The sequence below is a fragment of the uncultured Alcanivorax sp. genome (assembly GCF_947258575.1).
Lineage (GTDB): Bacteria > Pseudomonadota > Gammaproteobacteria > Pseudomonadales > Alcanivoracaceae > Alcanivorax.
In genome coordinates, this window is record NZ_CAMYIV010000003.1 from 55,845 (window position 1) to 81,548 (window position 25,704).

Genomic DNA, 25,704 nt, shown 5'->3' on the forward strand with positions numbered 1-25,704 from the left:
TTGAAGCCTCCTCTTTCGAGGCGGGCTCAACCTTGGGCCTGCACGCAGTTTTTGTTTGTTGCCGAATCATACACAGGCCTTGGTGGCTCTCCCAGTGCCCACCGGTTCTCTTTTTCTGTCCACAGTTTCTGTGGATAACCGGGTGCATAACCCTTGAGTGACTGGCCCCAGCCTTGCCGGGCTGTGAGCCGGACAGGTGCAGATCAAAAAAACAGCACACAGAGCCCAACAACCCCAGCAACTGAGCCGTTCGGCTGACAGGGAAATGCGATAACGAAATCTGTTTAGTGGTATTGAGCTGGGCGTGTTATCCAGCTAATAGTAAACGCTCTGTTTATTGGGAGAGATTCATGTCACAACCGTTTTGTCCGCTGCCCGCGCAAAGCCAGCTTCGCGCTGTACCTGGCGACAAGGGGCTGCCACTCATCGGCCACACCCTCTCCTTCATGCGCGATCCCATCGGCCTGATGCGCAAACGCTACGATCAATACGGTCCGGTCTCATGGACTAGCGTGTTTGGCCTGAAAATGGTGCAACTGCTGGGCCCGGATGCCAACCAGTTCGTCATGCTCAATCGGGGTGACCTGTTTTCCAACCACCAGGGCTGGGATTACTTTATTGGTCGTTTTTTCCATCGCGGCATCATGTTGCTGGATTTCGAGGAGCACCGCTGGCATCGCAAGATCATGCAGCAGGCGTTCAATCGGGATGTTCTCAAGGGCTATCTGGAGCGGATGGGCCCGCACATCACCTCGGGAATTGCACCCTGGAACGCCATCGCCGATTTTCATGTGCTGAGTGCGGTAAAACAGCTCACCCTGGATCTGGCCACCGATGTCTTCATGGGCTATGAGCTGGGCCCGGAGGCTGACGACATCAATCGGGCTTTCGTGGATACGGTTCGTGCCGGCACCGCCATCGTGCGCACCCCTGTTCCCGGCCTGCGCTGGTCAAAAGGCCTCAAGGGGCGCAAGCTTCTGGAAGCCTTCTTCCGCAAGGAAATTGCCGCCAAACGGCAAAGCCGCGATTCCGACCTGTTCAGTGTGCTTTGTCACGCCGAAACGGAAGACGGTGAACAATTCAGCGACGACGATGTGGTTAACCACATGATCTTCTTGATGATGGCGGCCCACGATACGTCCACCATCACGCTCTCCACCCTCTTTTATTATCTGGCCAAGAATCCGCAATGGCAGGAACGTCTGCGCAAGGAAAGCCAGGCCCTTGGCAAAACCTGCCTGGAGTATGAAGACCTCCCCCAGCTGGAAGGGATTGGTATGGCCATGAAAGAAGCACTGCGGCTCTGCGCTCCGGTGCCGTCCCTGCCGCGCAAGACCGTCAAGGACGTGGAATACGAGGGGTTTTTCATCCCCCGAGGCAGCTTTATCAACGTGGTGCCCTACTTCACACATTACATGGAAGAGTACTGGCCGGAGCCGGAAACGTTTGATCCGGAACGGTTCAGTGAAGCCCGCCGGGAAGACAAGGTGCACCCTTATGCCTGGGTGCCGTTCGGGGGTGGTGCGCACAAATGTATCGGCCTGCACTTTGCGGAAATGCAGGTGAAGGCGATTCTTCACCAGGTGCTGCTCAATTATCGCTGGAGCGTGCCGCAGGACTACGAGATGCCGGTAGATACCACCAGCCTGCCGGTGCCCGGCGATGGGCTACCGGTGAAACTGGAGAGACTCTGAGCTCCTGGCCGCAGGAGCGTCGCTGGCGACGGTCCTGCGGCGGGGGGAAACAATATTGGAGTGCTCAGGCGGTAATTCTTTCCCCCTGACGCATGGTGACCAGCTCTTCAGCCGCCGTCGGGTGGATACCCACGGTGGCGTCAAAATCGGCTTTGGTAGCGCCCATCTTAATGGCCACGGCAAAGCCCTGGGTAATTTCCGCCGCGTCCTCCCCGGCCATATGCAGACCAAGCACCCTGTCGGTTTCGTCGTCCACGATCAGCTTGATAAAGCTGCGTTCCTGTTTGTCACCCAGGGTGTAACGCATGGGTCTGAAACCGCTTTTGTAAACCCGGATTGCCGAGGCCTGCTGCAACGCTTCTTCCTGACTGAGCCCTACGGTGCCGATGTTCGGGTGGCTGAAAACAGCGGTGGCGATATTGCGGTAATCCATTGTAGCCCGCGGCTTGCTCTCGCCGAACAGCTGCGCAGCCAGCCACATGCCTTCAGCCAGGGCCACGGGGGTCAGCTGGACACGGTCAATCACATCGCCCAGGGCGTAAAGGCACGGGATGGAGGTGGCAAAGCCGTCATCAACCTTGATCGCCCCCTCTTCTGTCAGCGTTGGCGTCGCCCCGTCTGCAAACAACCCATCCAGCTTTGGTACGCGGCCGGTGGCGTAGAAGACCTCGTCAAAGGTTTGCTGACTACCGTCCTGATAGGTGACCTGCTTGCCGCTGCCGAAAGCCTCCAGGCGGGTGACATCACTGTTGAACTTCAGATCCACCCCCTGCCCGCGCATCTGCTCTGCCACAAACTGGCGAATATCGCCGTCAAATCCGCGCAGGAAGAGCTCGCCCCGATACACCTGGGTGACCTGACAGCCCAGGCCATGCAGGATGCCGGCGAATTCGGTGGCAATGTAGCCGCCCCCCACCACCGCTACTCGCTCGGGCAGCGTCTCCAGATAGAAAAGGTCATCGGAGATCCGTGCCAGCTCACAGCCAGGAAATTCAGGCACAAAGGGTTTGCCGCCGGTGGCGATCAGGATATTGGCCGTGCTCAGTTCCCGGCCATCGACAGCCACTCGTCCCTGGCCCAGAACCTTGCCATGTCCTTCGAAAACAGTGACCCCGGCTTGATCGAGGATGCGCTGGTAGATGCCATTCAAGCGGTGAATTTCCCGGCTCTTGTTATCGCGCAGGGTTGCCCAGTCGAATGACCAGCCCTGCACGGAAAAACCGAAATCCTCGGCCAGCGCAAATTCCTGGGGAAAATGGGAGCCGTAAGAGAACAGCTTCTTGGGAACACAGCCCACATTGACACAGGTACCACCAAAAAAACGTTCTTCGACGATGGCTACCCGCGCGCCATGGCTTGCCGCCATCCGCGCAGCTCGAACACCACCGGAACCGGCACCGATCACCACCAGATCAAATTCTGTTGTCACTGCTGTCTCCTGCTTGGTTTGCCCCTATTGTGCGCAGGGCGAAAGGATTAACAAGGCTGATGAGCTGATACATGCCATAGCCAACAGCAATGGATTTGCCCATATGCCACAATGAAGTGGAAATGTGAGCCAGAACTCTTGGGCGTCAAGGGCTGCGATAGTATGATGTTTGAGCGCTGGCCGGGTACGCTCAGCGGCTCATTCCGACAACTCGTCGGTCATGGGTAATACCTGTCAGGCCTGACGTTATCATGGGGGTAACGTTTGGCCAGAAAAGCCCCAAGGGTTTTTCCTTACAAAACAACAACGCGTGGCACACCACAGCGCATTCAACGGGGAACGGGACACTAATGCGACTGAGCGGGCTGCTGGCTCTACTAATGAGCGGCATGATCAGTTTTTCAGGCACTGTCGGGGCTAGTGATATTTACAAGTATCGGGCCGCTGACGGCACCATTCTGTTTACCGACCAGCCTCAGGACCGGGTTGGCCGTAATCATACCCTGCTATCCATACGCAAAGGCTGGAACTACCAGCCCCGAGCACTGAGCGATGCAGAGCGAGACCGCTACGACAACCTGATTACGCTGGCGGCAGGCCAGCACCGGGTGGACCCGGCACTGGTAAAGGCCGTAATCCATGCCGAATCCCTGTTCAACCCACAGGCCATATCCCGAGTTGGCGCCCAGGGATTGATGCAGCTGATGCCAGAAACCGCTGCTTACCTGGAAGTCAGCAATCCTTTTGATGCCAAAGAAAACATCCTCGGCGGCACCCGCTTCCTGGCGTACCTGAAAGGCAAATTCTCCACCCTGGACCATATCTTGGCGGCCTATAACGCTGGAGAAGGCAATGTGCGCCGTTACGGCGGCATCCCCCCCTTCAAGGAAACCCAGGCCTATGTGCGTAAGGTCAAACAATTACGCCAGCGCTACAGCAGCCACTTTGTTGCCGGCCTGGGCGAGGAGAAAGTCGTCTACGCCTCCCCTATTCGCCACTAAGCTGCCCTCCCCTATGCCGGCAGATCCACTCCCAACCAGGGCCCATCATAACTCAGTGGATATTGCTCAAGTTGGTAGCTGGCACTAAGACAGCGACCACTTCTCAGGGAAAACGTCAGGCCATGCCCGGGGCAGCGCAGCTCGCCATGGTTGATGGTGCAACGATCCAGTGGAAAATCCGCATGGGGGCAGCGCCGTTGCATTAACCGGGTTTCCCCCTCCTCATGGATCAGCAACAACTCCAACCGGCCTACTTTCACAGGCAGTCGCAAACCGTCGTACAAATCCAGAGTCCTGAGCAGGCGATGAAACATGGCTTACCTTCGTCCTGGCGGTTGAGAGCTTGCGGTCCATGGCAGCCCACACTTCTCTTGCTCATCCGTTGAGACCCGACTCTTCATAATAAAAGAGGAAAGGGAACAACTGAGACGCGTCTCTGCCAAACCGCCCATAACGTAAAAAGCCCGCAATCGCGGGCTTTTTACTGTGCTGTGAAGCACCTTTCAGGTCAAGCAGGCAAACGATCAGTTGCCGTGCTTCTCCGCCAGGTAGAACCAGGTATCGAGTACTGAATCCGGGTTCAACGACACGGAAGAGATGCCCTGCTCCATCAGCCATTTGGCCAGATCGGGATGATCCGAAGGGCCCTGGCCACAGATACCGATGTACTTGCCCTGAGCATTACAGGCATCAATGGCCATCTTCAGCAGCTTCTTGACCGCCGGATCACGCTCGTCGAACAGGTGGCTGACGATACCGGAATCCCGATCCAGGCCCAGCGTGAGCTGGGTCAAGTCATTGGAGCCGATGGAGAAGCCATCAAAGTGTTGCAGGAAGTCGTCGGCCAGCAGTGCATTGGTGGGCAGTTCGCACATCATGATCACGCGCAGACCGTTCTCACCACGCTTCAAGCCATTCTTGGCCAGCAGATCAACGGCCTGCTCGGCTTCGCCTACAGTCCGCACGAAGGGCACCATGATTTCCACATTGGTGAAGCCCATTACATCACGCACTTTTTTCAGCGCACGGCATTCCAGCTCGAAACAGTCGCGGAAATTTTCGCTGATATAACGGCTGGCACCACGGAAACCCAGCATGGGGTTCTCTTCTTCCGGCTCGTAGAGCTTGCCGCCGATCAGGTTGGCATATTCGTTGGACTTGAAGTCGGACAGGCGAACGATCACCTTTTCCGGGTGGAATGCGGCGGCCAGGGTGGAGATGCCCTCGACCAACTTCTCCACGTAGAAGTCCACCGGATCACCGTAACCGGAAGTGCGCTTGTCCACGTTCTGCTTCACATCTTTGGGCAGCGTGTCGTAGTTCAGCAACGCCTTCGGGTGAACCCCGATCATGCGGTTGATGATGAACTCCAGACGCGCCAGGCCAACACCCTGGTTAGGCAGGCCGGCGAAATCGAAGGCCCGGTCCGGGTTGCCCACGTTCATCATGATCTTGAACGGCAGCTTGGGCATGGACTCAATGGAGTTACGCTGAATATCAAATTCCAGCTGGCCTTCATAGATCTTGCCGGTATCGCCTTCGGCACAGGACGCGGTCACTTCCTGACCGTCCTTGAGCACATCCGTCGCATCACCACAGCCTACAATGGCCGGCACACCAAGCTCACGGGCAATGATTGCCGCGTGACAGGTACGGCCGCCACGGTTGGTGATAATGGCCGCTGCACGCTTCATGACCGGCTCCCAGTCCGGGTCAGTCATGTCGGTAACCAGTACATCGCCGGGCTGGACCTTGTCCATTTCCTTGATGTTGGTGACGATACGCACCTTGCCGGCACCGATACGCTGGCCAATGGAGCGACCCTCGACCAATACCTTGCCGGTTTGTTTGAGCAGGTAGCGCTCCATGACATTCACATCGGAGCGGCTCTTCACGGTTTCCGGGCGGGCCTGCACGATGTAGAGCTTGTTGTCGTCGCCGTCCAGCGCCCATTCGATATCCATGGGCATGCCGTAGTGTTTTTCGATCTCAATGGCTTGACGAGACAGGTTTTCGATCTGCTCGTCATTCAGGCAGTAGACCATGCGCTCGGCATTATCCACGTCCACAATTTGCACGGACTTGCCGGCAGTTGCTTCGGCACCATAGATCATCTTCTGCATCTTGCTGCCCAGGTTGCGGCGCAGGATGGCTGGTTTCTTGTTCAGCAGGGTTTTCTTGTGGACGTAGAACTCATCAGGGTTTACCGCGCCCTGAACCACCATTTCACCCAGGCCGTAGGAAGCAGTAATAAAGACCACGTCCTTGAAGCCGGACTCGGTGTCCATGGAAAACATGACGCCAGCGGCGCCGGTCTCGGAGCGGACCATGCGCTGCACGCCAGCGGACAGGGCGACCAGCTTGTGGTCGAAGCCCTGGTGAACGCGGTAGCTGATGGCGCGATCGTTAAACAGGGACGCGAACACTTCCTTGACGGCGATCATCACGCTGTCGATGCCACGAATATTGAGGAAGGTTTCCTGCTGACCGGCAAAGGACGCATCGGGTAGATCTTCCGCAGTCGCAGAAGAACGTACCGCCACCGGTAAATCAGCATTTCCTTCGCCAATCTCTGCGTAAGCCTCGCGGATAGCGCTGTCCAGCGCTGGCTGGAACGGTGCGTCCACAACCCACTGGCGAATCTGCTCACCGGTCTTGGCCAGAGCAACCACATCCTCAACATCAAGGGCGCTTAAGGCCTCGTTGATTTTCTGGGTCAGATTGTTGTGCTCAAGGAACTCGCGAAAGGCTTCAGCAGTGGTGGCAAAACCGCCCGGAACGGAGACACCCGCTGCCGACAGATTGCTGATCATCTCACCGAGGGATGCATTTTTGCCGCCTACGCGCTCAACGTCATTTTTCCCCAGGTCCTGAAACCAGACTACATATTCCGCCAAGGTCGTCTCCTTTTTACGTATTACCGTTGATTACTGGCCTGAGCCGGCTCTAATCGAGCCGCCATTCTACTCAAAACCCGCACAGTTTGCCCGCCCCTCGTCGTAATTTGGGTACGACTTTGGTCAATCCCTGCATCTGCGGCTAGTCCTGCCCCTCTCGGGAGCACTATCCCATTGAAAATGAAAGGGTATTTAACCTGCGGACCAGCCTATGCGGCGCAGTTTAGAAGGATGTGAAGGCAGGGACAACGCCCAAGGCAGGATTTGCCCGACAACTTGAAAGATAGCACTAGCCCCTGCCTATCGCTCCCTCTAGACTGTCATCATTGAAAACAATGACTTACAAACCCCGTAGGAGCGGCGCTTGAGCCGCGAATGGCTTTAGGCGTCTCTTGTCAGCTGCATTTCCCGGCTCAAGCACCGCTCCTACGGGCACAGAAAACGGCTGAAACCAATGAAAAGAACGGCATTCTATCTCTCAGATGGCACCGGCATCACCGCAGAAACCCTCGGTCACAGCATGCTCAGCCAGTTCGGTGATATTGAGTTTGTGCAGATCACCCTGCCCTTCGTCCAGTCCGATGAACAGACCCGGGAAGCCATTGCTCGCATCAACAGAGCGTCGGTAGAGGATGGCCAGAAGCCCGTTGTCTTTTCCACCCTAGTCAACAACGACCATCGCACCCTCCTACACGGCTGCGACGGACTGGTACTGGATCTGTTCGGCGCCTTTCTGAACCCCCTGGAAGACGAACTGGGCGTGCGCTCCAGCCACAAGATCAACCAGAGCCACGCCATCCGCGATGCGGAGTCCTACCGCATTCGTATCAATGCCGTACATTTTGCGCTGGACAACGACGACGGCGCCCGCACCCGCCACTATGATCAGGCGGATGTGATTCTCATTGGTGTCTCCCGCTCCGGTAAAACCCCAACCTGCCTCTACTTGGCACTCCAGTTCGGGCTGTTCACCGCCAATTACCCCCTCACCGAAGACGACTTTGACGACCTGCGCCTGCCCAAGCCCCTGGTCGAGCACAAACAAAAGCTCTTCGGCCTCACCATCAACGCCGACCGACTCAGCGCTATCCGCAGCGAGCGCAAAGCTGGCAGCAAATACGCGTCCCTGCGGCAGTGTGATATGGAGTTAAGAGCCCTGGAAGCAATGTACAACAAACACAACATCCCCTACCTGGATGCCACGGAGTTGTCGATCGAGGAGATTAGTACGCGTGTATTGGCGATGAAGGGGTTGGAGCGGCGATTGCAGTAGCGGCCCTGCCATAGGAGCTAATCTGAAAGCGATTGACACCCAAAGCATAGTCTTTGCGGTCTTTCCAAGAAATCTTCATCCGCCGGCAGAGCCATTCGGAAAGGCCGTAGTAGTTTGAATGAGGTACTCGGTATAACGTTCCGTTTGACGGAGCTTATGAGTATCCCCGGTTAACGCTGAAACTCCAGAACCTGATTTTGATAGACTGTGCTTGCACTCGAAATAGGTGTGGTGACCAGCCGGTTAAGCTGCAACCAGCCTTCTACTAAAAGTGGAAATTTCAGATAGAGAACAAACGGTTAACAAGTTGAGACTATGCGAAGCTTTCTGCAAAAAGAAATTAATTACGGAAACCTCTTGCTAAAGTTCCGCCATGCCAGAAGAAAACTCATCTGATACGCCAGGCCGACACAGTATTAAGGCTGTATGCTACAGCCGGCATGAAGCGCGCGTTGATCAAAAATTATGAAGCGGTTGGTTTCCATACTTTCACACTGCCAACGCACACCATCCGGCCAGGTAAGAGTGATATCTCCCGCCTGAGCTTCGCCCATACCGAAATGCAGGTCGGGTGGGTTTTGCCCGTTGAAATTCGTGTTAGCCATGCTGACACGGGTTTGTGTCTGCGTACCGTAATTGCCCCCAACATTAGCTTCTATGGAAACTTTAGTACCCAAGGCTTCGGTATTAGGCGATTCACCCACCAATCTGATTGACAGGAAGTGGTTACCCGGGCCGTACCCTACTTGGTTGCTAAAAAACTGCAGCCCATTGGAGTGATCAAGAAGAGCGACATCCATATCCCCATCACGATCATAATCCAGGCAAGTAACCCCACGTCCATCGCTAGTTAACAATAGCCCCCAAGAAGCCCCCTGTTCGGAGAAAGTGCCATCCCCTTGGTTCATGAAAAGCCGCGGCAAGGAACCTTGATACTCGCTGGCAATGTCCCGAATTCTATCTTTCAGCTTCTGGCCTTGTTCATCTATAACGGCACTCTCAGGGATATTCCCAAAACCATTTACATGAAAAATATCGAGAAAACCATCATTGTTGAAATCTGCGAAACAAGCGCCCCAGCCCCAGTTTCCGTCGGCAACACCCACCTGTTCAGTCACATCTTTCAGCAAGATATCTCCGCCACCACTATCGTTTCGGTAAAGTCGGTTCCCGGTTACACCCCAGTTGCCCTCTGCCTCTCCATTCGGGTCATAAATCGAAGTAACAAACCAGTCAAGATCACCATCGTTATCATAATCACCGAGTGCAGAGCCCATGCCATTCTCATCAGTAATAACGGATCTGTCAGTTATATTAACAAAAGTGCCTTTTCCTGCTCCCTGCATTACAACACTGGTGCCAAAATCCGAAGCCAGCAGTAAATCTAATTCGCCATCGCCATTGAAATCGCCAGGCTGTGGTGAAAAATTCCAATTCTGAGAAAGATTGTTGTCAGAGAGACCACCCTCAAAATCATAATGTTCGAGCTCAGTTCCTCTGTTATTTTTCCAAAAAACCGGTGCGGTCAAAATGTTGCCGAGAAACCAGTGGGCCAAAAATATCTCTGGATAACCATCGTGATTACTGTCGGCAAACGATATACCGTAGGTATGACGACTGATAGAAAGGTCTGCTACACGATAATAACTGCCCTTATCATTACCGGAATAGATCGGCAACATCTTGTCCTTGATATTGCCAAACAATAATTCTCGCCGATAATCACCGTTCAAATCGGCCATGGCAACACCAGTAAAACGACCACCAGGATCATCTTCTAGCAATGGCTGGGCATCGAAACCGGCCTGCCCACCACGGTTGATATAAAATACCATTCCAGACCGATCACCACCTGCATAAGCCAAGTCTAACCAACAGTCGTCATTCAGATAGCTGGCACTGACACCGCCAGCGATCATAGTTGGTTCAGAAGTGAGTCCGCCAGTAAGACCCCAAGTCTCCGCATTAAAACCATGTGGATGTATCGGGTTGCCGAACAGATCATAAAGCCCGAATAAAATCGAGTTTCGTGGCAAAAAACCATGTCCAACATTAATGGTGCTCTGGCTTGGATATTCAGAACAATATTCGATTTCAGCAAAGGTACTACGAGCTTGGGCAGTAAAATTTAAATCCACAGTTTTCGGATAATCGCCCGGTTGTGCAGGCAGCTCATTATCATCAGTGGGTGGATCAAGTGGCGTAATCGGCTCAGCCGTCGGGTTAATACCACTGACGAGTAAATTACCATCAGGGTCATCGTTGAGACTAGGAACCCACTGGTTTCTGCAGGTATGATTTTTAACACAATCATCGGTAAGCGTGTGCAAAAAAGAAGCCAGGTCAGACACTTCCTGATTAGTCAAGGCCCTTCCAGGAAGAAGCGCTTCAGCAATAGAAAAGCTACTGGCATTCAGTGCGCTCTGTGAATGCGATAAAGCATAGCCATAAGACTGGGTTCCTTGAAACTGTGCCAGACTAGCCAGTGTAAAATCATAATCTTGTATACCCTGACGCGGATTGGCATGGTAACGAATAGCATCTTGTAAAAGATCAAAGGTCCCTGCATGACCATACGGCATGGTAACTTCAACATTCAGCAAGGAGGGCACTCGAAAAGCGTATCGATCTTCTTCCCTTCTTGTGCTAGCCCAACGGCCAATGTCATCTTTTTCAGCACGCATAAAACCGCGCCCAATCTGCGGAAAAGCAACATTGTAGAATCCTTCATTGGTAAAAAAATCACCGCTATGACAACTTGCGCAACCCAGGCCACCCTCATCAATGGGCTCGAAAAACAAGCGAGCGCCACGCTTAGAAGATAATGAAATCGCATGATCATTACCTTCCACATAACGTTTCCACGGGGATTCAATAAAAATCATAGACTGGATATATTCAGCAAGCGCTCGCTGGATATTAATCAAGGTAATAACCTCTAAAGCGCTAGCCTGTGGTTGGTCAAATCCCTGCCGGAATCGTTGCAGCCAATTTTCGGGCCTATTCGCTGACAACATACCCTCATCCTGCTCTCCTCGCAGCCGAGCTGCCAGGTACTCCCGGTACTCCTCCTGAGATTTTGCACTAAAGAGATAGGCCCGCATTTCATTATGGTTGGTGAGGGGGAATTTGACAAAAATTTCCAGTATACCGTCAGCATCTGATGAATCGGGGAAATTACCGCTTTCAGGAGTGCGGATTGCTTGCCCTTTACCGCCAGCGACAACGTTCTCATCCTCCACAAATACTCGACCATCAAAACTCATACTGCGGTCAAACAAGGCAGAGTTAAAAATTGTCTGACTATTCCGGTGCATGTTGGGGCCGCGATCAGCAGCTGGATCCAGATCTTTGGTGCTGTCCAGTCGACGCACAGGGCCGACTTTAGCTGCATCTACAGGAGCAACTCCAATTCCAAGTGAAAGCGCGTCGCTTCCACCGAAATCGGGCGTGTGGCAAGTAGCACACGAGGATGTCAGATCACCTGAAAGGGAATGGGAAAAGAAGAGCAATTGCCCTAATTTAATTTTAGGGTCTTCTGAAGGGGTTCGCTGGCGCTGCTGTCGTGGAGTTGCCGGATCCCCAGTTAGACCATTCTCCATGATTACGTTACGGAGCCAATCATCCAACGTTGCATTCGGCTCATCAGATCCAATATCTGTTTCACCAAAATCTGAGCCGTGATCGGGGTTAGGAGGTGTCTTTATGGCTGGATTTGCATCCACAGGAGCTTTACCAGTGCTGCCACCACCCCCGCAGGCAGACAACACTAATGAAACCACCAAAAGCCACAATAGACGCTGGCATTGGTCAGCTATTTTTCCTGATGTCATTACCGTATCCGGGATTCTTTATTTAATAGGTTTAAAGCAACACAAAAGCATTTTCTGTATGGAATACATTTTGAATCATCAAAGTAGAGCCGCGTATGGCTTTTATTCAACAAAACCTAGCGCTTCCCCAGCAGTTCTTAAATGGAGGCTCTAGCCCAACGATATTGCCATCCCTTGCGGCTGAAGAACCGGTAATACCAGAAACAAAAGTTGTAACAGGCTGAGCTATATCTAAAGTAAAAGCGTCAGGAGCATACATAGCCCATCCTCTTTTTACTGACTCAACATAGCCTGGATACTGAACATCTTCTTTTTGAAAAGAAAGCCCAAAAAGATCAGAGGTCACATCAATTTGATGCACATTTGTCACATTAAATGGAAGATCGTAGTTGTTTAGATCAGTGTTGATAGCTCCATCAGATTTACTATTAATTATAGCTTGATTCGTTGCCTCATTAGGATCATAAATTCGCAGGCCTGCAGCAAGCTGTCTTTTAATTTGATCTGAGACCCCACCGCGGAGCAACGGAAGTAATGTAGGACCAAAAATACCAACTAATGCTCCAGCATCAGTATCAGCCAATTCAAGGGGAGAGGCACCAACATTGGTAGAACCATCGTTGTTGCCGTAAACAAGGCTATTAACAACTCCTCCAAGCTCAATACCACTTACTGCCGCCTGATTTTGACGGTTGCCACTGAGAAGAACCGAATTACCATTTCGGGTAACTGTGCCATAACTAACCAGAGCTTCCTGAAAGCGAATAGACGCAATCCCAATATCAAGAATCATATCGTCACCGAGATTAAGATATCCACCTTCTGGGGCTGGCAACCCAGCTCTATTACAACCAAAAAAACCACAAGCGGCAGGAGGAGATCCCCAGCTACTGGCGCCACCATTGTTCATTCCGCTCGTATCAGCACCTGGAGCCACACAAGGGCGATCTGCATATGCACAGGTAATAGCAACATTGTCTGCGCCTTGCATTTCCAGGTTTGCTTGGCCAGACATATACCCGCTGAAAGTATTTAGTGAACCAAAGCTTAAGGGTCCGGATACATCCTCACCACCTAGCCGAATACCCACCACTTCCCTGAGAGTTTTTGAATTATCATTTTTTATAGCAAACTGAAAAAAAGGACGCTCAATCAAAAAGTCTTTCAGCTGACTGGCAGTTCCAGCTGGGGCACCCGGAATTTGGCGCCCACGTGGATCCAAAGAAAGGCATGCTCCTGATGAATCAGCAACACAACCTAGAGAAAAATTGTCGATATCTAAATCACAAGCTCCAGGGCCATTAACTCCGCCACAGCCTAACTGCAGCTTCTCGAAATTTGTATTTAGTTCAAGTTTTGCATCAAGGCCCGCTTTATAAAACGTAAAGCCATTGGTGAACTCCTTATCCATTTGCAATAGCGCCTGACCAGACACATTAGACATTTCTTTGTCAGCCATCTCGGTCATTGCAGTGACCGGTGAAGCAATACTCAACAAAATAGCCGTCATACAAAATGCCAACGCTATTCCTGCTTTATTAGCCTGGATTGGAGAGAATAAAAAACCACGGGTAAATCCAGAGCAGTTCTGACACTCATTGGAAAAGGTCTTTTTCATGAAAAAAAAAGCTCTCTGAATAAAAATCCCTAGAGAGGCGAGAGCGTCAATGGCGGCCTTTATCATTATTCTCTGGTTGCTCATCATTTTGCCTGTTCTGTTGTTTGGTCGACCAGATGCATATGCAAGGTAAACATTTCTTACAATTACGGAGAGAATGGTATTGCTGCACTTTGAGGTTCTAGTGTGATACTTGAGTAAATTTGTGCCGAAGGAATAACCATTCGTCCAAGCTTGGCGTCACCTAGCATAATGCTGTCAATTATTACCGGCTGTCCCGCATTAGCACTTGAAATACCTGGAACAGTATCAAGAACACTACCCAGATGAGCTGCCGCCGCATAGCCGACTTTTATGTTATTAGCGATTATCATTTTGGGCTCAGGGCTCATTGCTCTTTCATTAGTCCCCACGATGTCTACCCTGCCGTCAGTAAAGGCAAGATCGCCAGTTATATTGGCAAGCTTAATTGCTGCTTCAGGCTGACTCGGTTCAGCGATAGAAAGGTAACTACCGCAATTTGAATCTCCTAAAGAGCCGCAATTTGACACGTCAGTCGTGCCGCCTAACATACCATCGCTGTGGCTAGTACCGAGGCTCAAAGCGCCGCTATACCCCAAATAATTATTGCCAGATGTAGAAGCAGGATCAGATGGTGAAAATCTTAGATTTACCAAACCCTCCAAATTCAAATCCAGATTGGCTCCATTGACGGTCTGAGCACGAGTTGTACTCTCAGGGTCGTAGTCAGGATGTCCAGGTAACAAACCTCCACCAAAGGTGGCACGGTAGTTGAACCGTGCTTCAGGGGAAAAAATATCGAGGCCGCCGGAGTAATAGTCGTTTCCAACCTGTGGTTTTACCCATATCCGGGTATCGTTACCAGCCACCACAAAACTTGAACTCATAAAACCAATACCCATGCTGGCTTCAGTATCAGCAATCATCAAATGTGTGCCGTGATCCCAATTCTGAGTCTGTAGTTCATTGCTAGCGTCAAGAGTTTGTGACTTGAGCAAGATATCAGCAATAATCCCATCTCCGCCGACATAAGAAGCAGACCCGGAATCATAACGACTGCCGCCGGGATACAAATAAAAGTTGGCATCAATATTTGCCAATGAATAGATGAGCCCCCAATCAAATTCTCGGGTATTTACTGTTTCTCCATCTGACTGCCTCTCAAGAAGCCGCACTTTCCGAGAGTACGCTTGAAGTTGCCCGTCGCGAACAATAATGGCTAGAGCCCCTGAATCACCGCCATGGGTAAAGCCGTAATAATTGCCAATCCGCCCAGGCTGAATATTAATAAACTGCCCACCTGCACTAGCACAACCAGGAGCCTGGAAATTGGTTCCATGGCCCCAGCAGAGTCCGCCCGGGCCCTGCCCTGCTCCATTAATCACATCTATTGCAATCAAAGGAAAATAGTGAGCCGATGGTTTTCGCTCTGTCCGTTCGCCCCACATAGTCCAGTCACCAAGCTCAAAGTTGACTCTGGACCGATCTACGCTTGCAACATCTGCAGTTTCACCAAGCTTCCAGCGAAATTCGTTTTCCGCAGAAAGGAAGTTATTTGCAGCAATGTCGTCGAGATTCACATAATCCCATTGGGAGCTAAAGCGTAACCCTTCCGAAGTTACAGCATTTACACCATTGGGATCAAAAGCACCGGCAGTCGCTCCTTGCCAAACACCGCCTGACATCCACTTCAGTTCAGCGTCACGAACACTGCCCAGAAAACCAAAATGCATTAAACCTCTTGCGTTATTGGTAATGCGGAACTCTTCCGCACCAACTTTCTGCCCATAGATTAAATCGAAGTCCAACGCTAAATTGATCAAATCTGAAGCTTGGATGTTCGAAGACGTTGGTATCTCTGATGAAGGCCCAGAAACTGCGTTTGGGTCAAACGGGTTACCTGCCCGATGCACGATAGACTGATCCTCAACCCCCAAGGTGCCTTCCTGAATTTCCCAACGAAGAGCGAAATCATGCAGCGCTATCCAGTGATTAGTATCGCCTCCTTGACGATAGAACAGATCAGCATCACGGATTTCACCCAGAAGATAGGCCTTGTTATAGCCCATGTTCAAAATGCCATTATTAACAAGGTCGATACCACCTTCGAAGTCGAAGGCAAATGTTCCCATGGAACGAGAGTTGCTCGCGGAAGGAATAGTCAATGAATCAGTGCGCACACGTATACGATTGTCTGTATGAAGACCCAGCGCCATCAGGGGCACCCCATCTCCGGCGGTACCAGCGTCAACCTTTAAAGTAGCTGCAGCCGGATCAGAGCCTGCCAAAGTGCCATCACTTTCGACCCCTGTGAGATCAATAGTATTGAGACTGAGTTCTGCGGCGTCAGGCTTCCATTTAATACTATCTGCGCTCCAACCTTCTGTTGCTTCAAGGTTTATGGTCAACCCGTCCTGCCCAGAAACACCTGCTAGGGCACTGTCATCCAAGGCCTGCATGGCTGAGCAAGGAACAGCTGCGATCAGCAGTGATGCTGACAGACCGCCTGTAAGTAACGGACGGGTCACCAGAATACAAACGCTTTGTGTTGTTATTCTGCGTTTTTTCATGCTCAGAACCCGTACATGTAGAAGTTACCGCCGATGGCAATACCGGCTTGATGACCATTATTGTCGGCTATTTCAAAACCCAGGAAAGAGCCGAAATTATTGGCCTGCCAGCCTGGAGCAGCAGCCCAGATATCACCGACTTGCGGTTGATTGTATTCAACAGCAAGGCCCTCAACATACATACCCAGAAGTACATCGTTATAACCAGTACTAGTGCCTGGCTGCCCAGGGGAGCCTGCAGTATAAAGGCCGCCAGTTTCTATGTACTGAGCACGAACTGCAGGAGAGTTATCGATCCACGTGGTGGTGCAATCACCAAAAAGACAAGCCCCTGATTCATCCCGGAATTTTTCATCATTCAAGGCTATTGCTTTGTTAGCTGTGCTGACACCGTTGTCGGCTACCGGATCTCCGCCCAGAAAAGCAGCATCCAAGCTCAAGCGATTCATCTCTACTGAGGCATGCCCGTTTTTAAATACCAGCCAACCGAAGTCGCGGTTTTCGAGCTGCAATGCGAGACGACAATTCTGGTTAGCAAGACTAGTCCCTCCATTTGGAGCGCTGCAGCCAAATGCGCCACCCAACGCCGCGCCCTGATTCACACCGGGCGAGGGATCACTGTTGTAATAATACTCCAGGCTGATAAGAACACCTTCCTGACCAGTGACGGCACCCATTTCAGAATCATCCATGCTCTCCAGTGCATACCCTGGGATAGCAAAAAGCATTGAGATTCCTGCAACAAGCGCAGCCCAAAAGGCTTTGCCTCTCGCGACAGGAGAGAGCGATATTCTGAATTGAGTACCCAGAGCCCTATTCATCATTGCCCTGCTCCCAAGGTGGTGATTTTCAGATGGTGTATTCGCATTCCTTCAATACGAGAAATACCAATATTTGTGACATCCTGAGTGCTCGCAGTGACGCCAGCCCCAGGACTTGGTTCAGTCCCCCCACCAACAAAGTAAATACCGTTATCGGTAGATTGTGCACCCGGCACTGCAAAACCCTCAGTGGACCCAGGATCGTCGAAGCGGGTGAAATCCCCCCAACGTACATAACCACGCGTATCATTGTTGGGGTTTTGAATTTCTCCGTTGACGATATTGCAAGGTCCATCACAGTAGAAATCCTCATAAACTGCAGCAATATTGGGGATTCGGGTTAATTCGATAATAAAGTTACCGCGTTCGTTACCACTTCTTACTGCATCCAGAGTCAATGCCTGGTAGTGCAATTGTCCAAGGGGTAGATAGGCATCAACATTTTTGAAGTACATGCCTTCATTATCTTCAAAGTCCGGCACCCAATGCAGGCGGTCTTCAGAGTTTGCTTTCTGACGCACAGAGAAGCGGAAGTCACCTGAAAGAGCACTTTCATAGGTGATGCCAAACGTATTGGAGTCAGCCCAAGGGTAGAGTGCCGAGTCCATACCAGTGGTGCGCATCAGTCTAAGTCGAGCGGGCCTGCCATCTGTCGTTACCGGTTTGCCGTGGATTATGGTCTGGCTCTGGAGGAAATCGGCACCACCAACGTTATAGCTATTGTTCCGAGCGCCATCGGCCGGATTGTTATTTAACCGATCCACCTCAAGCTCACCCCAGAAAGACCAGCGCCAGCGGTCAGTATCGCTGGGGCCTATCAATTCCATCACGGTAGGCATATTTGCAGGGGTGCTGAGGTAAGCGCCCGAATAGTCATAGCCTTCGTATTTGTAGGCACGCAGGACGTAGGGGTCGTAAATGGAGGCAAAGGCACCGATTCCCCCACCATTGTCCGTACCCATTGGACAAGCCAGGTGATCATTGCCGAAAGCCCCGCCGGAGCCACAGCCTGAACCATGCCAATCCATACCGGCGATTTGCTCTCCATTGGTAATGGAAAGGCCGTAGTAACGGGCATCACCCCGTTCCCAGCCTGCACCCTGTGCTTGGGTTCCGGTCAGTTCTATATAGCTGGTAGGTGCAAAGCGAAAACTGAAATCATCCATGGCAAAGGCCAAACCTGCGCCCTGCACATCAGACAGCGAGGAGTCATCCAGCTCTTGCAGAGCTATTACCTGGGAAGCGCCGAGGGTGAGGGCCGCTCCCAGCAGCAAGTGGGAAAGGGAGTTGTTGCGCCGCACTGTGACCTCTGTCTTGTTGTTATCAGTCTGACCGTGAACGGTTTTTGGGCAGGACTAGTTACTTATGCCACAAGACTACACAGCATGATAACGCTAGACAACATGTGTTAACACAAACACCACATGATGTTAGATTTAAATTTTCATTAATTTCAATACGTTATAGATGGTAAACATCAAGTTTACACTTTCTATGAATATACGTGCGCTACCAAAAGCGAGGATCTGTTACAAATATGCACACTTTACCGAGAAATGTAGATTCCAAGGCTATGTAGGAATGGTGTGCGAGTATTAAGGCCTAAGAGGGTTCGCCATGCGAGCATAGTTCCTAGTGGGGAAGGACCTGACCCATTTGGATTTACAGGCCTACAGCGCAAGCATGTCCATGAATTCGTTAACGGGTATGGCTTCCAGTTCATCACGATCCCGGCAGAGCTCGAGGATACGTTCTGCTCGCCCTCTCGGAAAACTTGTCAGCAGGTGTCGTCGGAATTTGCTTTCCAGAACAGGGGTGCCCTCCTCCCTGCGACGACGGTGACCAATGGGATACTCAACGACCACCTTGTCCGTGTGGGTACCGTCTTTGAAGACTATCCGGATGGCATTGGCGATTGAGCGTTTAGTCGGGTCGTGGTAATCCGTTGAGTACTGCTTGTCTTCCAGCACCTCCATCTTGTCGCGCAGGGTGTCGATGAGAGGATGGCTTTTGTGGAAATCGTCCTCATAGTGCTCGGCAGTCAGCTCGCCGAATATCAGCGGTACGGCAACCATGTATTGCAGACAGTGGTCCCGGTCAGCCGGATTGGCCAGGGCGCCCTGTTTGGAAATGATTCGAATAGCAGAGTCATGGGTGGTGAGCTCAATCCTGTCGATCTGGTCGAGGCGATCCTTTACCTGGGAATGCAGCGTAACAGCAGCTTCACAGGCGGTCTGCGCATGGAACTCTGCCGGAAAGCTCAGTTTGAAGAGGATATTCTCCATGACGTAAGAGCCATAGTCCCGCTGAAAGCGGAATTTACGCTCCTTGTCTGCTTTGACCTTCTGGTCCTTGTTGGTTTTGGAAAATGACACATCGTAGAACCCCCACTGCTCGGCGGTAAGGGCACCGGGTATCCCCATTTCCCCTCTCAGGGCAATATCAGCCAGCCGCACTGCTCGACTGGTGGCATCCCCGGCAGCCCAGGATTTCCGCGAGCCCGCGTTGGGAGCGTGGCGATAGGTACGCAGTGATTGGCCATCCACCCAGGCATGGGAAATCGCAGACAAGAGCTGTTCGCGGTCGGAGCCCATCATTTTTGCTGCAACCGCAGTGGAGGCCACTTTTACCAGCACCACATGGTCAAGCCCGACCCGATTGAAGGAATTCTCAAGTGCCAACACACCCTGAACTTCATGAGCACGGATCATGGCATCGAGGACATCTTTCATGGTCAGCGGCTCCCCACCCTGCGCCGCCCTTTGTTGAGACAGGTGGTCTGCTACGGCCAGGATCGCCCCCAGGTTATCCGACGGATGCCCCCACTCCGCTGCCAGCCAGGTGTCGTTGTAGTCCAGCCAGCGGATAGCACAGCCGATATCCCACGCCGCTTTGACCGGGTCCAGTCGATGCGGGGTTCCGGGCACCCGGGCGCCATGGGGAACCAGCGTTCCTGCCACTAAAGGCCCCAGATGCTTAGTGCATTCCGGGAAACGCAGGGCCAGCAGACCACAACCCAGGGTATCCATCAGACAGTAGCGAGCCGTGTCCCACGCCTCTTCCGAGTCAATTCTGTAATCGAGGACATAGTCGGCGATGGCCTGGATTTCCAGGTCGTAATCCGGGCGTTCATTGTGGTCGACGTTGGCGGACATGGCAGGAGCCTCCCCTGGCTGGGTTAGCTTTCAGGGTCGCCCCGGGATGGCGGAGGGTCAAGGGCTGGAGAAGACTAAATCGGTGGGTATTCGCCTTGCTAGCAATCCCCCAACAGGGGTGAATGTTGTTGGGGCCTTGCTAGCAAAGTGAGGTCGGACAGACAAATCAGAAGCAGTCGCCGGGGACGCGCACCCAGCCTTCCATAAGCACGCGGGCGCTGCGGCTCATGCTGGCTTTGGTGGCGGTCCACTGGCCGTTCACTTGCTGGGCGCCGGCGCCGACGCGCAGGGTGCCGGAGGGGTGGCCGAAGGTCACGCTGTCACGTTCGCCGCCACCGGCGGCCAGGTTCACCAGGGTGCCGGGCACTGCCGAGGCGCTGGCGATAGCCACGGCGGCGGTGCCCATCATGGCGTGGTGCAGTTTGCCCATGGACAGGGCCCGGACCAGCAGGTCAACATCACCCTCTCCAATTTGCTTGCCGCTGGAGGCTGCATAGGCCTTCGGCTTGGAGACAAAGGCGATCTTGGGAGTATGCTGGCGAGCTTCCGCTTCTTCGATATTGTCGATGAGTCCCATACGCACGGCGCCATAGGCACGAATGGTCTCGAACCTCTGCAGCGCGTCCTTGTTTTCGTTGATGTCGCCCTGCAGCTCGGTACCGGTGTAGCCGATATCTTCTGCGTTCACGAAAACCGTAGGAATGCCGGCATTGATCATGGTCGCCGGGAAGGAGCCAACACCGGGGACTTCCAGCTCGTCGACCACATTGCCGGTGGGAAACATGGCGCCGTCGCCGTCTGCCGGGTCCATGAAGTCCACCTGCACTTCTGCAGCCGGAAAGGTCACCCCGTCCAGCTCGAAGTCACCGGTTTCCTGGACGTCACGGTTGGTGATCGGCACATGGGCGATGATGGTTTTCTGGATATTCACCTGCCAGATACGCACCACGGCAATGCCGTTTTCGGGAATCCGGTCTGCGGCGATCAGCCCGTTGTTGATGGCAAACGCGCCTACCGCCGCGGTCAGGTTGCCGCAGTTGCCGCTCCAGTCGATAAAGGGCTTGTCGATGGATACCTGACCGAACAGGTAATCCACGTCGTGATCAGCGCTTTCGCTCTTGGCCAGAATCACCGTCTTGCTGGTGCTGGATGTGGCGCCGCCCATGCCATCAGTGTGTTTGCCGTAGGGGTCCGGGCTGCCGATGACGCGCAGCAGCAGCTTATCACGGGCTTCTCCGGCCACCTGGGCCGATTCAGGCAGATCAGTGAGGCTGAAGAAAACGCCTTTGCTGGTGCCGCCACGCATATAGGTGGCGGGGACTTTGATTTGGGGTGCATGAGCCATGCGATGTTCTCCTTCAAAAAAACCCCGACGTGCGAAGCCATCGGGGTTTCAGATTCTTCGCCTTGCGAGCAAGGCTCCAACGGTTTGTTGTTGAAGGCTTACTCGCGTTACCAGGCGAACGACTTAGCTCGCTTCTGCCATGAAATCCTTGGCGAATTTCTGCAGGATACCGCCGGCGGAGTACACGGAAACTTCCTCGGCAGTATCCAGGCGACACTTGACCTGAACCCGTTCCACATCGCCATTCTGGCGGTGGATCACCAGGGTCATGGTGGATCCGGGCGCGCGCTCACCTTCCACGTCGAAGATCTCTGTGCCATCCAGGCCCAGGGTCTTGCGGGTGGTACCTTCCTCGAACTGCAGGGGCATGACGCCCATACCGATCAGGTTGGTGCGGTGGATGCGCTCGAAGCCTTCGGCGACGATGGCTTCCACCCCTGCCAGGGCTACACCTTTGGCCGCCCAGTCTCTGGACGAGCCCTGGCCATAGTCGGCGCCAGCGATGATGATAAGCGGCTGCTTGCGCTCCATGTAGGTTTCAATGGCTTCCCACATGCGCTTCACTTCGCCTTCCGGCTCGACCCGGGCGTGAGACCCCTGAATCACGTTGCCCTGCTCGTCCTTGACCATTTCGTTGAACAGCTTCGGGTTAGCAAGGGTGGCGCGCTGGGCGGTGAGGTGATCACCACGGTGAGTCGCGTAGGAGTTAAAGTCCTCCTCCGGCAGGCCCATCTTGTCCAGGTAGGCACCGGCGGCGCTATCCAGCAGGATCGCATTGGACGGCGACAGGTGGTCGGTGGTGATGTTGTCCGGCAGGATCGCCAGCGGGCGCATGCCTTTCAGGGCACGGGCCTCGGCCATGGTGCCTTCCCAGTACGGCGGGCGACGGATATAGGTGCTCTGCGGGCGCCAGTCGTACAGCGGGCTGGCAGCGCGTGCACCGTCGCCCTTCTTCTCGAACATGGGGATATAGGTCTTGCGGAACTGGTCCGGCTTCACCGATGCCTTGACGATGGCATCGATCTCTTCATCCGCAGGCCAGATGTCCTTGAGCATGATCGGGTTACCGTCCTGGTCGTGCCCCAGCACATCCTTCTCGATATCGAAACGGATAGTGCCGGCAATGGCGTAAGCCACTACCAGCGGCGGCGAGGCCAGGAAGGCCTGCTTGGCGTAGGGGTGAATACGGCCATCGAAGTTACGGTTGCCGGACAGTACCGCCGTGGCGTACAGGTCGCGGTCGATCACTTCTTTCTGGATCTTCGGATCCAGCGCGCCACTCATGCCGTTACAGGTGGTACAGGCGAACGCCACCACATCGAAGCCCAGATTTTGCAATTCCGGCAACAAGTTGGCTTCTTCCAGGTACATCTTCACCGTCTTGGAACCCGGCGCCAGGGAGGATTTCACCCAGGGCTTGCGGATCAGGCCCAGCTTGTTGGCATTGCGGGCAATCAGGCCGGCAGCAATCATGTTGCGCGGGTTGCTGGTGTTGGTGCAGCTGGTGATGGCCGCAATGATCACCGCGCCATCGGGCATTTCGCCCTCTTTCTCTTCCCACTTGCCGGAGATGCCACGGTTGGCCAGTTCGGAGGCCGGCAGCAAGGCGTGCGGGTTGGACGGGCCAGCCAGGTTACGACCGACACTGGTCATGTCGAACTTGAGCACGCGCTCGTATTCGGCGGTCTTCAGGCTGTCCGCCCACAGGCCGGTGGCTTTGGCGTAGTTTTCCACCAGCGCCACCTGCTTGTCTTCGCGGCCGGTCAGCTTCAGGTATTCCAAGGTGTTGTCGTCGATAAAGAACATGCCGGCAGTGGCGCCATATTCTGGCGTCATGTTGGCAATGGTGGCGCGGTCACCCACGGACAGGCTGTCTGCGCCTTCGCCGAAGAACTCCAGGTAAGCGCCAACAACACGCTCGCGGCGCAGGAATTCCGTGATTGCCAGTACCAGGTCCGTACCGTTAATGCCCGGGCGCAGTTTGCCGGTGAGCTCCACGCCGACAATGTCGGGTAGACGCATCATGGACGGATTGCCCAGCATCACGTTCTCGGCTTCCAGCCCCCCTACCCCAACGGAAATCACACCGAGTGCATCCACCATGGGAGTGTGGCTGTCTGTGCCGACACAGGTATCCGGATAGGCCACGCCGTCACGAACCTGTACCACCGGCGACATCTTCTCCAGATTGATCTGGTGCATGATACCGTTGCCAGGTGGGATCACATCCACGTTATCAAAGGCGGTCTTGGTCCAGTTGATGAAGTGGAAACGGTCTTCGTTGCGGCGCTCTTCCACCGCCCGGTTTTTCTCGAAGGCGTTCTCTTCAAAACCCGGGTGCTCTACGGCCAGGGAGTGATCCACGATCAGCTGGGTGGGCACCACCGGGTTGACTTTGGACGGATCTCCACCCTGCTCGGCGATGGTGTCGCGCAGGCCGGCCAGATCCACCAGTGCGGTCTGGCCAAGGATGTCGTGGCAGACCACCCGGGCCGGGTACCAGGGGAAATCCAGATCGCGTTTGCGCTCGATCAGCTGCTTGAGCGAATCGGTCAGCGCGTCCGGCGCACAGCGGCGAACCAGCTGTTCGGCAAGGATGCGGGAGGTGTACGGCAGTTTGTCATAGGCCCCAGGCTGGATCGCATCGACAGCCGCACGGGTGTCGAAGTACTCCAGCTCGGTGCCGGGAAGGGGTTTGCGGTATTCGGTGTTCATAGCCTGGGACTCTTGTTCAGGAGTGAATCCTGGGGAAAGGCGCCCTCTCCACCGACCCCTCTCCCGCAAGCGGCAGAGGGGAGCTTAAACCCAACCTGTCTGGAGGGCCCCCTCTCCCATTTATGGGAGAGGGGCAGGGAGAGGGTGGTTTTTTATCGCTCGGCGATCGGCGTTACCTTGCGCAGTTCCGCACCGGTGTACTCAGCACTGGGACGAATAATGCGGTTATCGGCGCGCTGCTCGAACACGTGGCCGGCCCAGCCGGTCAGACGGCTGATCACAAAGATCGGGGTGAACAGCTTGGTGGGAATGCCCATAAAGTGGTAAGCAGACGCATGGAAGAAATCGGCGTTACAGAACAGCTTCTTCTCGCGCCACATGACCTCTTCACAACGAACGGATACCGGGTACAGCACGGTATCGCCCACATCATTGGCCAGCTTTTCAGACCACTGCTTGATGATGGCGTTACGCGGATCAGATTCGGTGTAGATCGCGTGGCCGAAGCCCATGATCTTTTCCTTGCGCTCCAGCATGCCCATCATTTCTTTCTCGGCATGATCCGCATCGGAGAACTTCTCGATCATGTCCATGGCCGCTTCGTTGGCGCCGCCATGCAACGGGCCACGCAGGGAGCCGATGGCACCGGTAACACAGCTGTGCAAATCACTCAGGGTGGACGCACAAACGCGAGCGGTGAAGGTGGAGGCGTTGAACTCGTGCTCTGCATAGAGAATCAGGGACACGTTCATCACCCGCTCGTGCAGTTCGTTGGGTTTTTCACCACGCAGCAGGTGCAGAAAATGGGCGCCAATGGAGTCGTCATCGGTTTCCGGATCGATCTTCACGCCGTCGTGGCTAAAGCGATACCAGTAGCAGATGATGCTCGGGAATGCGGCCAGCAGACGATCGGTGGCATCTTCCTGTTGGCTGAAATCGGTTTCCGTTTCCAGGTTACCCAGCATGGAACAGCCGGTGCGCATCACATCCATGGGGTGCGCATCTTTGGGGATCTGCTCAAGCACGGTTTTCAACGCATCAGGCAGACCACGCAGGCTTTTCAGCTTGGCTTTGTAGGTGGCCAACTGGTCCTGAGTGGGCAACTCCCCTTTCAGGATCAGGTGTGCCACTTCCTCAAATTCACAGTTCTCGGCCAGATCTTTCACGTCGTAGCCACGATAAGTCAGGCCAGAGCCACTCTTGCCGACGGTGGACAGTGCGGTTTTGCCTGCTACCTGGCCACGCAGGCCAGCGCCGCCGAGTTTTTTGCCTTCTGCCATTGTTTATCTCCTTGTGAAACTAATATTTCGCCAATACGAATTCAGTTCTGTA

At 53.7% G+C, this 25,704-nt stretch carries 15 protein-coding genes; 3 read left to right on the forward strand and 12 right to left on the reverse strand.

What is annotated here, in order from left to right; genetic code table 11:
* Positions 1–350 precede the first annotated feature (350 nt).
* The gene (locus Q0Y02_RS02550) at positions 351–1,694 is read left to right on the forward strand and encodes a cytochrome P450 (RefSeq protein WP_297763984.1); all 1,344 of its coding nucleotides are present in this window, start codon (positions 351–353) and stop codon (positions 1,692–1,694) included.
* Between the two features lie 64 nt (positions 1,695–1,758).
* Here the strand turns inward: Q0Y02_RS02550 and gorA are convergent, their stop codons facing one another.
* A complete protein-coding gene (gorA, locus tag Q0Y02_RS02555) occupies positions 1,759–3,123 on the reverse strand; it encodes a glutathione-disulfide reductase (protein ID WP_297763986.1) in 1,365 nt (454 codons plus the stop codon).
* 350 nt (positions 3,124–3,473) lie between these two features.
* On the opposite strand from gorA, the gene Q0Y02_RS02560 reads away from it, so the two are divergent.
* On the forward strand, positions 3,474–4,124 hold the full coding sequence (locus Q0Y02_RS02560; protein WP_297763989.1) for a transglycosylase SLT domain-containing protein: 651 nt from the start codon (positions 3,474–3,476) through the stop codon (positions 4,122–4,124).
* Positions 4,125–4,135: 11 nt separating this feature from the next.
* Here the strand turns inward: Q0Y02_RS02560 and Q0Y02_RS02565 are convergent, their stop codons facing one another.
* Both Q0Y02_RS02565 and ppsA read right to left on the reverse strand, forming a co-directional pair.
* Entirely contained in the window at positions 4,136–4,438 is a 303-nt protein-coding gene (locus tag Q0Y02_RS02565; RefSeq protein WP_297763992.1) for a Rieske 2Fe-2S domain-containing protein, read from the reverse strand.
* A 210-nt stretch (positions 4,439–4,648) separates the two neighbouring features.
* Positions 4,649–7,021: a phosphoenolpyruvate synthase gene (gene ppsA, locus Q0Y02_RS02570; RefSeq protein WP_273009502.1), complete on the reverse strand. Its 2,373-nt coding sequence runs from the start codon at positions 7,019–7,021 to the stop codon at positions 4,649–4,651.
* A 454-nt stretch (positions 7,022–7,475) separates the two neighbouring features.
* Between ppsA and Q0Y02_RS02575 the strand changes: the two genes are divergently transcribed.
* Complete coding sequence (locus Q0Y02_RS02575; protein ID WP_035244330.1) at positions 7,476–8,294, forward strand: pyruvate, water dikinase regulatory protein; 819 nt, start codon at positions 7,476–7,478, stop codon at positions 8,292–8,294.
* Between the two features lie 416 nt (positions 8,295–8,710).
* Here Q0Y02_RS02575 and Q0Y02_RS02580 read toward each other — a convergent pair whose 3' ends face one another.
* The 9 genes from Q0Y02_RS02580 to prpC form a co-directional block, all read right to left on the reverse strand.
* Complete coding sequence (locus tag Q0Y02_RS02580; RefSeq protein WP_297763999.1) at positions 8,711–12,127, reverse strand: FG-GAP-like repeat-containing protein; 3,417 nt, start codon at positions 12,125–12,127, stop codon at positions 8,711–8,713.
* A gap of 106 nt (positions 12,128–12,233) precedes the next feature.
* Positions 12,234–13,811 carry a hypothetical protein gene (locus tag Q0Y02_RS02585; RefSeq protein ID WP_232221944.1) on the reverse strand — a complete coding sequence of 526 codons (1,578 nt, stop codon included), beginning with the start codon at positions 13,809–13,811 and terminating at the stop codon, positions 12,234–12,236.
* Positions 13,812–13,891: 80 nt separating this feature from the next.
* The gene (locus Q0Y02_RS02590; RefSeq protein ID WP_297764004.1) at positions 13,892–16,336 is read right to left on the reverse strand and encodes a DUF6160 family protein; all 2,445 of its coding nucleotides are present in this window, start codon (positions 16,334–16,336) and stop codon (positions 13,892–13,894) included.
* Positions 16,337–16,338: 2 nt separating this feature from the next.
* On the reverse strand, positions 16,339–17,160 hold the full coding sequence (locus Q0Y02_RS02595) for a DUF6160 family protein (protein ID WP_366516900.1): 822 nt from the start codon (positions 17,158–17,160) through the stop codon (positions 16,339–16,341).
* Positions 17,157–18,458: a hypothetical protein gene (locus Q0Y02_RS02600; protein WP_297764008.1), complete on the reverse strand. Its 1,302-nt coding sequence runs from the start codon at positions 18,456–18,458 to the stop codon at positions 17,157–17,159. Before Q0Y02_RS02600 ends, Q0Y02_RS02595 begins: the two co-directional genes overlap by 4 nt.
* 369 nt (positions 18,459–18,827) lie before the next feature.
* On the reverse strand, positions 18,828–20,312 hold the full coding sequence (locus Q0Y02_RS02605) for a bifunctional 2-methylcitrate dehydratase/aconitate hydratase (RefSeq protein WP_297764011.1): 1,485 nt from the start codon (positions 20,310–20,312) through the stop codon (positions 18,828–18,830).
* Between the two features lie 166 nt (positions 20,313–20,478).
* Positions 20,479–21,657, reverse strand: coding sequence for a 2-methylaconitate cis-trans isomerase PrpF (gene prpF / locus Q0Y02_RS02610; protein WP_297764014.1), 1,179 nt, complete (start codon positions 21,655–21,657; stop codon positions 20,479–20,481).
* Between the two features lie 123 nt (positions 21,658–21,780).
* The gene (gene acnD / locus Q0Y02_RS02615; RefSeq protein ID WP_297764017.1) at positions 21,781–24,372 is read right to left on the reverse strand and encodes a Fe/S-dependent 2-methylisocitrate dehydratase AcnD; all 2,592 of its coding nucleotides are present in this window, start codon (positions 24,370–24,372) and stop codon (positions 21,781–21,783) included.
* A gap of 152 nt (positions 24,373–24,524) precedes the next feature.
* A complete protein-coding gene (gene prpC, locus Q0Y02_RS02620; protein WP_297764020.1) occupies positions 24,525–25,652 on the reverse strand; it encodes a 2-methylcitrate synthase in 1,128 nt (375 codons plus the stop codon).
* Positions 25,653–25,704: the final 52 nt, after the last annotated feature.

Excerpts from the sequence above, each read along its gene's own strand:
- Q0Y02_RS02595 (WP_366516900.1), bottom strand. The coding sequence starts at position 17,160 with ATGATGAATAGGGCTCTGGGTACTCAATTCAGAATATCGCTCTCTCCT.
- Q0Y02_RS02560 (WP_297763989.1), top strand. The coding sequence starts at position 3,474 with ATGCGACTGAGCGGGCTGCTGGCTCTACTAATGAGCGGCATGATCAGT.
- Q0Y02_RS02550 (WP_297763984.1), top strand. The coding sequence starts at position 351 with ATGTCACAACCGTTTTGTCCGCTGCCCGCGCAAAGCCAGCTTCGCGCT.
- Q0Y02_RS02605 (WP_297764011.1), bottom strand. The coding sequence starts at position 20,312 with ATGTCCGCCAACGTCGACCACAATGAACGCCCGGATTACGACCTGGAA.
- Q0Y02_RS02575 (WP_035244330.1), top strand. The coding sequence starts at position 7,476 with ATGAAAAGAACGGCATTCTATCTCTCAGATGGCACCGGCATCACCGCA.
- prpF (WP_297764014.1), bottom strand. The coding sequence starts at position 21,657 with ATGGCTCATGCACCCCAAATCAAAGTCCCCGCCACCTATATGCGTGGC.
- Q0Y02_RS02585 (WP_232221944.1), bottom strand. The coding sequence starts at position 13,811 with ATGATAAAGGCCGCCATTGACGCTCTCGCCTCTCTAGGGATTTTTATT.
- acnD (WP_297764017.1), bottom strand. The coding sequence starts at position 24,372 with ATGAACACCGAATACCGCAAACCCCTTCCCGGCACCGAGCTGGAGTAC.
- prpC (WP_297764020.1), bottom strand. The coding sequence starts at position 25,652 with ATGGCAGAAGGCAAAAAACTCGGCGGCGCTGGCCTGCGTGGCCAGGTA.
- Q0Y02_RS02590 (WP_297764004.1), bottom strand. The coding sequence starts at position 16,336 with ATGAAAAAACGCAGAATAACAACACAAAGCGTTTGTATTCTGGTGACC.
- Q0Y02_RS02580 (WP_297763999.1), bottom strand. The coding sequence starts at position 12,127 with ATGACATCAGGAAAAATAGCTGACCAATGCCAGCGTCTATTGTGGCTT.
- Q0Y02_RS02565 (WP_297763992.1), bottom strand. The coding sequence starts at position 4,438 with ATGTTTCATCGCCTGCTCAGGACTCTGGATTTGTACGACGGTTTGCGA.